At 69.2% G+C, this 11,671-nt stretch carries 10 protein-coding genes; 5 read left to right on the forward strand and 5 right to left on the reverse strand.

The annotated features are described in order from the left end of the window. Positions 1 to 12 precede the first annotated feature (12 nt). Complete coding sequence (locus QA861_RS29500) at positions 13 to 1,020, reverse strand: ABC transporter substrate-binding protein (RefSeq protein WP_334591723.1); 1,008 nt, start codon at positions 1,018 to 1,020, stop codon at positions 13 to 15. Positions 1,021 to 1,318: 298 nt separating this feature from the next. On the opposite strand from QA861_RS29500, the gene QA861_RS29505 reads away from it, so the two are divergent. Then, on the forward strand, positions 1,319 to 1,465 hold the full coding sequence (locus QA861_RS29505; RefSeq protein WP_334591724.1) for a hypothetical protein: 147 nt from the start codon (positions 1,319 to 1,321) through the stop codon (positions 1,463 to 1,465). A gap of 186 nt (positions 1,466 to 1,651) precedes the next feature. Here QA861_RS29505 and QA861_RS29510 read toward each other — a convergent pair whose 3' ends face one another. The 4 genes from QA861_RS29510 to QA861_RS29525 form a co-directional block, all read right to left on the reverse strand. Beyond that, positions 1,652 to 3,241, reverse strand: a complete 1,590-nt coding sequence (locus QA861_RS29510; protein WP_334591725.1) for an FAD-dependent monooxygenase — start codon at positions 3,239 to 3,241, stop codon at positions 1,652 to 1,654. Positions 3,242 to 3,763: 522 nt separating this feature from the next. Beyond that, a complete protein-coding gene (locus QA861_RS29515) occupies positions 3,764 to 3,997 on the reverse strand; it encodes a ferredoxin (protein WP_334591726.1) in 234 nt (77 codons plus the stop codon). Between the two features lie 4 nt (positions 3,998 to 4,001). Further along, the gene (locus QA861_RS29520; protein ID WP_334591727.1) at positions 4,002 to 5,222 is read right to left on the reverse strand and encodes a cytochrome P450; all 1,221 of its coding nucleotides are present in this window, start codon (positions 5,220 to 5,222) and stop codon (positions 4,002 to 4,004) included. A gap of 295 nt (positions 5,223 to 5,517) precedes the next feature. Beyond that, a complete protein-coding gene (locus tag QA861_RS29525; RefSeq protein WP_334591728.1) occupies positions 5,518 to 6,507 on the reverse strand; it encodes a fumarylacetoacetate hydrolase family protein in 990 nt (329 codons plus the stop codon). 320 nt (positions 6,508 to 6,827) lie between these two features. On the opposite strand from QA861_RS29525, the gene QA861_RS29530 reads away from it, so the two are divergent. The 4 genes from QA861_RS29530 (at position 6,828) to QA861_RS29545 (ending at position 11,542) form a co-directional block, all read left to right on the forward strand. Further along, positions 6,828 to 7,136 (forward strand): 2Fe-2S iron-sulfur cluster-binding protein, encoded by a 309-nt coding sequence (locus QA861_RS29530; RefSeq protein WP_334591729.1) that lies wholly within the window; start codon positions 6,828 to 6,830, stop codon positions 7,134 to 7,136. A 55-nt stretch (positions 7,137 to 7,191) separates the two neighbouring features. Next, a complete protein-coding gene (locus QA861_RS29535) occupies positions 7,192 to 7,761 on the forward strand; it encodes a VOC family protein (protein WP_334591730.1) in 570 nt (189 codons plus the stop codon). A 12-nt stretch (positions 7,762 to 7,773) separates the two neighbouring features. Next, a complete protein-coding gene (locus QA861_RS29540; protein ID WP_334591731.1) occupies positions 7,774 to 8,970 on the forward strand; it encodes an NAD(P)/FAD-dependent oxidoreductase in 1,197 nt (398 codons plus the stop codon). A gap of 223 nt (positions 8,971 to 9,193) precedes the next feature. After that, positions 9,194 to 11,542 carry a thiamine pyrophosphate-binding protein gene (locus tag QA861_RS29545; RefSeq protein WP_334591732.1) on the forward strand — a complete coding sequence of 783 codons (2,349 nt, stop codon included), beginning with the start codon at positions 9,194 to 9,196 and terminating at the stop codon, positions 11,540 to 11,542. Positions 11,543 to 11,671 lie beyond the last annotated feature (129 nt).

Raw genomic sequence — 11,671 nt, forward strand, 5'->3', positions numbered from 1 at the left:
TCGCGTCGCTCTTCACTTAGCCGGTACCCCCGACCACTGCACCGCGTCGGCGGCCGGGGCCTTCTTGAGGATTCCGTACTTCACGAGCAACTCGCCCCAGGTCTTCGTCTCGGCCGGATCGATCCCCGCGTCGTACACGGGGAGCGGCGTCTCGTCGACAACCTGCTGCGACACCTTGGTGATGCGGGCGATGGCCTTCTTCATGTCGTCCGGGTGCGCGTTGCACCACTTGTCCCCCTCCTGGAGGGCGGCCACGAAGTTCTTGGCCACGATGGGGTTCGCGTCCACGAACTTCTTGGCCATGAAGGTGACGCTCTGGACGGCGTCCGGCTTCTCGAAAGTGACGGCGAAGGGATCGCCGATGTCCTTGAACCCCTCACCCATGAGCTGGGCGACGAAGGGCTGCAGCGTGTAGACCGCGTCGACCCGGCCCGACTTCAGCGCCGTCGCCTGGTCCGGGAAGGGCACCGCGACGAGCTTCACACTGGTCGGGTCGCCGCCGGACTTCGCCACCGACTCCTTGAGCAGGACCTCCCAAGAACCCTGCAGCGAGTTCACCGCGACGGTCTTTCCCTCGAGTTGCTCGAAGGACTTGATCGTCGAGTTCTTCCCGACCATGACCGCGGTGGGCGACTGGCCGTCCTTCTTGTAATCCTCCTCAAGCCCGCTCGTGATGACGAGCGCCAGCTTGCTGCTCACCGCGTTGAGGACGGCGGTGTACGCGCCCGCCCCTGCGGTGATCTGCCCGTTGAGTATCTGCGCGACCTGCCCTGCGGCGTTCGGGGCGGCGGTGCCGTACTTCATCGTGATGCCGTGCTTGCGGAAGATACCGCGCTCGTCGGTGACCTTCAGACAGGCCGTCGACGACGCCGGCTGGAAGGCGAACGTGACCGTCGAGGCAGAGCTGCCCGCCGCCACCGTGCTGCCCCCGTCGCCGCTTCCGCAGGCCGATGCGGCCAGGCCGATGGCGATCAGCAGAACCGAGCCTGATCTGAACCTAGTTGACGTCTTCATTGACATCCGTACTCTCCGTTCACGCAAACCGATCCGAGCCGCGCGGCGCGCAGGCCTTGACCAGCATCGATACAGCGAGACCAGGTAGGGCTGAGATATGTTATAACACCTTGTCTCGACGGCATAGGCCTTGGACGAGGGTCCCCAATTCGACCGGATACCGCATAGCGCACACCCCGGTCGTCGCCGAGACGATGTACCCGCCTCGGCGAGTCGGAGGTTTCATGGTGAGGTCAGAGGAGTCTGTCGGGGGTGATGGGTTTCCTCGACGACGTCGCCTTCGCCGCCACCTACGACACCGTGGGTGTCGACCGCATGCTGTTCGCCGTCGACTACCCCTTCCTGGACCACCGAGACCCGGAAGTTCCTCGATCGACTGCCAGTCAGCGACACCGACCGGGAGAAGATCGCGCACGGCAACGCCGAACGGATCCTCAAGCTCGGCGTTTGACGGAGGGATACCGCCGTGGACACTCGCTCGCCGCTGATCTCGCAGGCGATGTCCCGCCCGTTCCGGAACCGGTCCGTGCTGGGGCGGGCCGGTGTGAGTACATCCGCCGGTGGCAGCGCTTCGCATCACAGGGCAAGCCCCCTGCCCGCCGTCGTCATGGTTCCGGCGGGCAGGGGGTTGCCCGTGTCAGGCTCCTCGGACGCGGTCCAGGATGCTCCAGGGCTCGGCGGGGGCCTCGTCGGCGGCCCAGGCGATGTGCTGGTCGGGCCTGACCAGAAGGATTCCGCTGCCGAAGCGGTCGTGCAGGTCGGGCCGGTGCAGATCGACGACGGTCAGCGGAACAGCCCGGCGGGTGGCCGCCGTACGGAAGCCGTCGGCGGCCTCGGTCGCGGCCGCGCTTCGGCCGTCGACCAGAACCAGACTCATCCCCGCGCCCAGTTCGTCGTAGAGCGAACCGTTCTCGCCAAGCCGGACATGCGGCAGCCGGTAGCCGGGGCGCCCCCGACCCTGCGTCGCCCCCGGCACGACGATGGGCGAGTCGTCGTAGCCGGTGTCCAGAACGAGGTCCAGGGCATGGAACTCGGCGTGTTTGGTCTCCTGGATCCGTTCGCCGGCCGCCTCCCGCGCCCGGTCTCCCGCCCAGCCCTCCGCCTGCAGCTCGGGCGAGCCGAGGTCTACGGGGAGGGCCTTCATGTTCGCCGTCGCCTCCGCGATCACCAGGTCCTGCAGCGGCCGGCGTTCGCTCCCGTAACTGGCCAGGAGGTGCGGGCCGCCCCAGCCGTCGAGGACCGCGGCCAACTTCCAGCCCAGGTCCACGGCGTCACCGATGCCTGTGTTCAGGCCGTGCCCGCCGAAGGGCGGATTGAGGTGCGCCGCGTCACCGACGAGGAAGACCCGGCCGTCGCCGACCCGGTCGGCCAGTTGCATCCGGGCCGTCCACGGGTCGGTGGAGAGGATCTCCACGTCCATGTCCGTTCCGGTGGCGGCCCGGATCCACTCCCGCCCGTGTGCCAGACCGCTCTCCCGGTCCATGGCGAAGGCCACGCACCACCACGTGTCGTCCTGGTCCAGCGGGCCCAGGATGCCGGGCGCGTCCGGGTTGACGGTCCAGTACTGGATCGCGGGGCCGTGCGCGACGTTCTCCAGGAGCCCGGGCGCCCGGAAGACCATGCCGAAGTTGGGGCGCAGAGCGGTCTCCCCCACATAGCACGCCCCAATGGCCTCCCGGACCGCGCTGCGTGAGCCGTCGGCTCCCACCACGTACTCGGCGGTGATGACGGCGCGCCGCCCCTCGCCGTCGGTCACGGCCACCTGGACCTCGTCGGGTTTCTGGGTGAGGCCCTCGACCGACCAGCCGGTCACCAGCGTGCACGGGTCGATGCCGTCCACCGCCTCACGCAGCAGTTCCTCCAGCACGAACTGCGGTACCTGTTGGCCCCGTTCGGTATAACGGTCGCCGCCGTCAGCCAGGCCCAGCACGCCGGTGAACCGGGACAGTTCGTACCCGGCGAGCGAGGTGCAGAAGACGATGCTCTTGGACCAGTCGACGGGCAACGGTGCCCGCTCGCGCAAGGGGTCGGCGAGACCCCAACGGCGCAGATGCTCCATGGTGCGGATGTTGACCGTCTTGCAGCGGGGCCGGGCGTGCGAGACGCTTTCGCGTGGCTCGATCACCACGCAGCGGATGCCCCGTCGGCCAAGTTCGACGGCCGTGGCGAGACCCACCGGGCCGCCTCCGGCCACCAGGACCTGCGTCGCCGTCGGCAATTCGCTCATATGGGCCTCCCGCAGAGGTTGGGAACTGGCGCCGCGAGGACGGCAGCTTCGAGCTGTTCATCGAGCACGGTTCCTACCTGCCCCCTCATCAATGTGGCTTCACCGCCGGACTCGCCGACACGGGCCAGGACTTGGCCGGCGCGACCCCACCGGGCGACGACCGGATCGAACCGAGGATCAAGAAACCGGATGTCGGGCAATGGACAACGCTATCCATTCATGACGCGCCGGTCAATAAATTGACACTAACGACAAGCGCCTCAGTGTGGTCCGGCCCCCCGGCCGGTCCACGGCAGCCTGTCCAGTCGCCCGGCAGCCGGCTTCGGCTGCCGCGGAAGGTCGTTTCGTCGTACTCGATGTGCGGGGCGGGCCAGAGAACGGCTCGGCCCCGAACACCTCCACCCAGCGATCCACTGCCGCCGGGATGTCGTCGACGATGTAGTTGAGGTGGTGAATGCCCCTTCTGTGGACGGGTCCGCTGTTCACGGTCTCCCTATACGGCTGTCGGGGAAGCGCCGTGCGCTACGCCTCAGGCTCCAGGCGCTGCCCGGTCTCCACCTCGGTCACGGAGATCGCGTTCATCGGGCACAGGAGTACGGCCTCCAGGAGGTTCTCCCGCGTCTCGGTGTCCGGAGCGACGGCCTCGGACTGGCCTCCCTCGTTCAGCTCGAACGCCCGCGGTGCGGCGCGCAGACAGGTGGCGTTGCCGACGCACAGCTCGTGATCGACGGTCACCAGGTACTTGCGGTCGGTCATTCGGTCACCCCGGAACCAGGTGGAGGGCGCGCAGTTCACGCATCATCGGGGAGGGCACGTACTCGACGGTCTCCTCCTTCAGCTGCAGCCTCGGGACGACCTCGGCCAGGGCCAGAAATGCCTCCTGGGCCTCGACGCGGGCCAGCGAGGAGCCCAAGCAGTGGTGGATGCCGCCGCCGAAGGCCACATGCGGGTTCGGGGATCGGGTGATGTCGAACTCGTCGGCGCGGTCGAACACGCGGGGATCGCGGTTCGCCGAGGAGATCACCCAGGAGATATGGTCGCCGGCCTTGAGCGTCCTGTCCCCGAGCTCCAGGTCCTCGGCGCAGACCCGTCCCAGCGCCTTGACCGACGGCTCGAACCTCAGGCACTCCTCGACGGCCGACGACACGTATTTCTCGGGGTCGTCGCACAGCAGCTGCCACTGCTCGGGGTGGCGGGCGAAGGCGTGGATGCCGTTGCTGATCAGGTTCTGTGTCGTCTCGTGCCCGGCGATGAGCAGCAGTACGACCGTGGCGAGGCACTGGATGCGGTCATAGTCCCCGCGCACCTCCCCCGCCGCGAGCAGCGAGATCAGGTCGTCCTCCGAACCGTTGCCACGCCGGGCCTCGATCAACGGCGCGAAGTAGTCCTCGAGTTCGAAGTGGGCGCTGGCGGCGCGGCGTGCCCGATCGGGGGCGATGCCCAGCAGGCCCATGCGCGCGGCCGACAGCTGCTGGAGCCGGGCGGTGTCGGAGGCGGGCACGTCCAGCATCAGGCCGATGGTCTGCAGCGGCAGCGAGACGGCGAAGTCGTTCTTCACATCGAGTTCCCCCGCAGCCAGCCGTCGCCGGATCAGCTCACCTGCCTGCTCGCGCAGTTGGGCGCGCCATTTCTCCACGGCCCGCGGCGTGAACCAGCGGTGGACGGCGTCCCTCATCAGCCGGTGCTCCGGCCGGTCCTGTTTGATGAGCGACACGTCCCACGCGTTCAGGTAGTTGACCAGCCCCCAGTCCTCCTTCCGGATCGGCGGAACGTACTCCGCGGGGCCGGGGAGCGACTCGGCCGAGGAGAAGCGCTGTGGTTGGCGGAGCAGTGCGGTGACATCGCTGTGCCGCGTGACGATCCACGCCCTCGTCAGAGGGTTCCAGTGCACGGGGTCCGTCTCGCGCAGCCGGCCGAAGTGCTCGTAGGGGTCGTCGATGAAAGGCGCCGAGGTCCAGTCGTCCAGATCGATAGCTGTCATATCCGTCCTCCTCTTTTCACAGGTGCGGCAGGCCCCGCCAGCCGGTCCGGCCCAGGGCATGTCGACCACCCGCATGGTCGTCTCGACGTGGACACCGGCGGGATGGTGCAAGGCGGTGGGCGCGGTGCGGCCGAGGCCCGGGTCCGCGGCGGCTCGCTAGGCGGGCCACCCGGCCCGCGTCGTACGCGCATGCGCACGCCAGACCCCCAGGACCTCGGCGGTTACGAAGGGTCCTTCCGGACCCGCGATTCTCACGTGCGGCTCTTTGCGGGGACGCGCTTGGTCACGCCGACCGTCAGTCCTTCATCACGATGCTGTTGCGCAGCAGGCCGACGCCCTCGACTCCTGCCTCGACGTGGTCGCCGTCCTTGAGGAACGGGCCGTCGAGGCCTCCTTCCATGGCGGCACCCGCCGGGGTCCCCGAGAGGATCATGTCGCCGCCGGCGAGGGGCGCCCAGCTGGACACGTGCGCGGCGGTGGTGCCGAAGCTGTACTGCATCTGCAGGGTGTTGCCGTCCTGGCGCAGCTCGCCGTTGACCTTGCATGTGATGCCGAGACCGCCGTCCGGGATGGGCTCGTCGACCACCATGCACGGTCCACAGCTGTGCCCCGTGCGGAAGTTCTTCGTGAGGGACCAGGTCAGCGGTCCGTGGTCGATCTTGGTGAGGCCGAGCGCCTCGTCCCGGATGCTGAAGTCGTTCCAGACCGTGTATCCCCAGATGTCGATCTCGTCGCTCCCGGGTTCGTGGTCTCCCCCGCCGAGCACGACCGCGAGTTCGGCCTCGTAGTCGAGCTTCCGGGTGCCGGACGGCGGAGAGACCACCGCGTCCTGGCCCACGACCGTGCCGGGGATGACGTAGAAGCCCCACGGCGGATTGCCGCCCGCCGCCCCCTGCCGCACCGATTCCGGGACGTCCATGACCGCGGCCATGCCCGAGCCGTGCGCCGGGAAGTTGCCGCCGAGCGCGAAGATGCGGACGCCCGGATCCGGCAGGGGCGGCTCCAGGCGCACGTCCTCCAGGGGCCGGGACGCGGCGGCCACGGCGTCTCCGTCGGCGGCGATCTCCGCCAGCGCCCGCAGAAATCCGCACACCTCGCCCCACCGCGCGATCAGCGGGACCCAGCTTCCGCCGATCGCCGGGAAGTACGGCTCCAGAGCCGCCACCAGGCCCGGCTCACCCCGGCGCAGTTCCGCGAGGGCCCGCGGGATGTCGACGACCACCTCCGCACCGGGAGGACCCACCAGCAGACCGGTTCCAGCGCCATGGACACGCACAAGCTTCATGAAGCTTCCTCTCCGTCCGGGCGAGCGCCAGGCACGCTCGGTGCCGGGATGTCGGCCAAGGTTTTCGACAATCCTGACGACTATTAGACGCATCCGTCAACATGTATCGAGGAAACAGCTTCATCCTTGACGACTCTCAACACTTGCGTAAGATACTTGACTAACATGACGGGGCTTCGGGCCCGCTTTCAGTACCAGGACGAGTCGCAAGCACCCCATGGCGTCGTATTCCGGGGCGCCAGCCGTTTTCACGAGGCCACCGCTTTCCTGGCCGTCCCACATATCCGCCGGGAACCGCGGCGCGTCTGAGGAGGACCCGAATGTTGATCATCCATGACCGCAAGGGCGGCCGTGTCGAGTTCGAGCCCGCCCCGGGCAAGCCCCTGATGCCCCAACTACGCCACCAGAAGGTCGGCATCATCGGCCTGTGCAACGGCAACGCCGTATGCGGGTCCTGCCACGTCTACGTCGACAAGGAACGGCTCGACCAACTGCCCGAACCGGACGAGTTCGAGCTGGAACGCATCGAGGAACTCCCCGACCGCCGCGACAACTCCCGCCTCACCTGCCAGTTCGAATACACACCCGAACTCGACGGCATCGAGATCACCGTCGCACCACGCAGCTGACATTCCCCCGCAGCCAGCCCCGGCACCCCACCAGGCACACAAAGGAGCGAGCATCATGCCCGACATCCAGCCGAAGATCACCAAGAGCCACCGCACCAAGAAACCCCTCATCGACATCGGGATGATCTCCCACGGCACCCTCACCGTCATCGACATCCAGGAATCACGCCGCTTCTACGAAGAGGTCCTCGGCTTCGAAGTCATCCAGCACGCCCCCGTCGGCCTCCTCATCCGCAAGGGCACCGACCACGTCTACGTCGTCGTCGAAGAAGGCCAGGAAAGCCCCATGCGCCTCCTCGACCACAACGGCCTCGACGTCCAGTCCAACGAAGCCGTCAACGACGCCCACGCCAAACTCACCGAAGTCAAAGACCAGTACGGCCTCAAACGCATCACCAAGCCCCAGGAACAGCACGGCGCCTACTCCTTCTACTTCGAAGACCTCAACAGCTGCTGGTGGGAGATCCTCGCCGGCCGCGAACACGGCTACTCCTTCGCCTACGCCGACCCCCACCGCGACATGACCGCCAAGGACGACATCGACCCCGACCTCATGGACCACGCCTTCGACGACAACTTCATCGGCGACCTCACCGCCAAACGCGCCCAAACCGACAACACCTGAGGACACCCCAGCATGCCCAGCAACATCGCCGTGGTCGGCGCCAGCGTCGCCGGTGTCGAGGCCGTGCTGGCCCTGCGGGGCGCCGGCTACGACGGCCGGCTCACCCTCGTGGGCGCCGACCCCGAACTCCCCTACAACCCGACCCCGCTGTCCAAGGAACTCCTCACCGGCGACATGGAGGAGGACGACATCCGCCTGCTGCCGGAGGAGGAGTTCGAGAACCTGGACGTCGGCCTGCGGCTGGGTCGTCCCGCGAAGGGTCTCGATCTGGCGGAGCGCCGGGTGGACGTCGACGGGTCCCCGCTCCCCTACGACGGACTGATCATCGCCACCGGTTCGCGGGCCGTGCGCCCCAGGGGCTGGTTCGGCCGGGAAGGGGTGCACACCCTGCGCACTCTCGACGACGCCCGCCGCGTCCACGAGGCGATGACCCAGGGCCGTCCGTCGGTGGTGGTGGTCGGGGCCGGGTTCATCGGCTGCGAGATCGCCGCCGCCGCACGCCACCACGGCCTGGACGTCACCCTCGTCGAGGCCGCGGCGTCCCCTCTGCTGCGGGCCGTCCCCGCCGCACTCGCCGCGCCCGTGGTACGCCTCCAAGAGGCCCGCGGTGTACGGGTGGTGTGCGGCGTCGGGGTGGCCCGGCTGCTGGGCGGGATCCGGGTCGACAAGGTCGAACTCACCGACGGCACCCTCCTGGACGCGGACCTCGTCGTCGTCGGAGTCGGCGCGGTTCCGGCGACCGACTGGCTGGACGGTTCGGGGCTGTCCGTGGAGGACGGCGTGATCACCGACGCGACCCTGCGGACCACCGCGCCCGGCGTCTACGCCGTCGGAGACGCGGCCCGCTGGCCGCATCCCGCGACCGGTGACCCCATCCGGGTCGAGCACTGGACCAACGCCCGGGAGCAGGGTCGGCGAGCGGCTCTGAACCTCCTCGACCCGCGGGCCGCACAGCCGTACACCGGAGTGCCCTACGTGTGGTCCGACCAGTTCGGGCAGCGCTTCCAGCTCGCCGGCACCGCACACGCCAAGCACCTCCACTTCCTCGACGGGGGCCCCGACGACGAGAGCTATCTCGCTGTGCTCGGCGACGGCGAGACGGTCGTCGGCGCCGTGGGGTTCGGCGGCACTCCCCGGCAGTTCAACAAGGCCCGCCGTCTGGTCGCCGACGGCACCGCCTGGGCGGAGGCCGTCAGCCGGCACGAGTGAAGAAGCACGAAAGGGGAGGGAGCCGGCCGAAAGACACGGAGCCGCTCCCTCCTTCTCATGCGGGACCTCATGCGGCATGTTGCACGGCCCGGGCGGGTGCGCGCCCCCGGTCACCGTGCAGGGCGTCCGTCCACTGCTCTTCCACCGCGGTTGGTACGCGCGAGCCGCCGAAACCCTCAGCCGCCCGCCGCGGCGTCTCAGTCACGAATATGTGAGGCATTCAATGGTCACCAATGCGGCTTCGCCCGACACGCGAGCACCCCGCGACTCCCGTGAGGAGGCAGTGCGTACCCTCGGCAGCGTCGAGAAGCGCGTGCTCTGGCTCGCGACCGCGATCATCGACCACGCGAACCGGGTCCGGCCCAATCCCTCGGGTCTGAAGGTCGGCGGTCACCAGGCGTCCAGCGCGTCGATGTCGTCCATCATGACCGCCCTGTGGTTCCACGCACTCACCAGCGACGACCGGGTCTCGGTCAAGCCGCACGCCTCACCCGTCCTGCACGCCATCAACTTCCTGCTCGGCGAGCTCGACGGCAAGTACCTCACCGAACTGCGCGCCTTCGGCGGGCTGCAGAGCTACCCCAGCCGCGCCAAGGACCCCGACCCCGTCGACTACTCCACGGGGTCCGTGGGCATCGGCGCGACCGCGCCCATCTGGGGCGCCATCTCCCGCCGTTACGTCGACGGGCACTTCGGCGGTGCGGGCAGCGGCCGCCAGTACTCCCTGCTGGGCGACGCGGAACTGGACGAGGGCGCCATCTGGGAGGCCGTGCAGGACCCGATGGTCCCCGGCCTCGGTGAGATCGTCTGGGTCGTCGACCTCAACCGCCAGTCGCTGGACCGGGTCGTCCCCGGAGCCGCCGCGGAGCGCCTGACCGGCATGTTCACCGCCGCCGGCTGGCAGGTCGTCACCCTCAAGTACGGCCGGCTCCTGGAGGACCTCTTCACCCGTCCCGGCGGCGCCGAACTGCGCCTGCGCCTGGACACCATGGAGAACCCCGAGTACCAGCGACTGCTCCGCTGCACCCCCGCGCAGCTGCGTGAGCGGCTGCCCGGCGCCGGAGCCTCGGCCCAGCCCATCGCGCAACTGATCGCCGCTCTGGACGACGACACCCTGCACAGCGCGGTGCGCAATCTCGGCGGCCATGACCTCGGCGCCCTGCTGAACGCCTACGACGACATCGACGACACTCGTCCGACCGTCATCTTCGCCTACACCGTCAAGGGGCACGGCCTGCCCACTGAGGGCCACCCCCAGAACCACTCCTCGCTGCTCAGCGGCGAGCAGATGACGGAGCTGGCCGGCCGGCTGGGCATGGACCTCGCCTCTCCCTGGACGCCCTTCACCGACGGCTCCGGCGAGGCGCACCTGTGCGCGGCGGCGGCCGAGCGGCTGCGACGCTCACCGCACCAGACGGTGGCGGCGCCGACGGTCCCCGCCGACCTGGGCCGGCCCGCTCCCGGCGGCACCGGCAACACCCAACAGGCCCTTGGGCGTGTGCTGTTGGACCTGACCCGCAAGGCCCCGGAAGCGGCCGGCCGGATCGTCACCGTCAGCCCGGACGTCTCCTCGTCCACCAACCTCGGCGGCTGGCTCAACAAGGTCGGCGTCTGGTCCTCGGCCGAGCGCACCGACTGGTTCGCGGACGACGCCGAAACCATCCTGCACTGGCGGGAGAAGCCCTCGGGCCAGCACGTCGAACTCGGCATCGCCGAGGTCAACCTGGTGAGCCTGCTGGGCGAGCTGGGCGCGACCTGGAGCCGCTGGGGACAGCCCCTGCTGCCCATCGGCGTGGTCTACGACCCGTTCGTCAACCGGGCTCTGGAGCCCTGGTCGTACGGCATCTACGCGGGCGGCCAGTCCATCCTCGTCGGCACCCCCTCCGGTGTCACCCTCGCCCCCGAGGGCGGCGCGCACCAGTCGATCACCACGCCCTCGCTGGGCATCGAACAGCCCGGCTGTGTGTCGTACGAGCCCGCCTTCGGGATCGACACCGAGTGGTGCCTGCTCGCCGCCTTGGGCGACCTCGGCAAGCCGGACGGCTGCTCCGCCTACCTGCGGCTGTCCACCCGCCCTGTCGACCAGAGCCTGGCCGCGGTGCCCGCCGACCCGGCCGCGCGCGAGCGCCGGCGCCGACAGACCGTCGCGGGCGCCTACCCGCTGCGCCGGGCGGCGGGCACGCCCGACGTCACGATCGCGGTGATGGGCGCGATGGTCCCCGAGGGCCTGGCCGCCGCGGACCGGCTCGCCCAGCTCGGCCACCAGACCGACGTGATCGTCGTGACCAGCCCGGACCTGCTCTTCCGCGCACTGCGGGGCCGGCGGGGCCAGGAGGACTCCCCCACCTGGATCCTCGACCAGATCTTCCCGGCGGACCGCGCCGCCCCCCTGGTCACCCTGGTCGACGGCCACCCCCACACCCTGGCCTTCCTCGCCACCGTCAACCGGGTCCCGGTCACGACGCTGGGCGTGAGCCGCTTCGGCCAGTCCGGGTCGCTGGAGGACGTCTACCGCTACCACCACATCGACACCGACAGCGTGGTGGCGGCCGCCCTCGACCTCGTCGACTGAGGCCACCCGGGACAACCGCCGGTCGATGCCCTGTCCTGCCCGACACTCGGCCGGCGGTTCACCATGCCCCACCTCCCAGATTTTACTATCTAGACGAATTATTGACATCTAGGTCAATCGACGTTATGC

This window comes from Streptomyces sp. B21-083 (assembly GCF_036898825.1).
Lineage (GTDB): Bacteria > Actinomycetota > Actinomycetes > Streptomycetales > Streptomycetaceae > Streptomyces.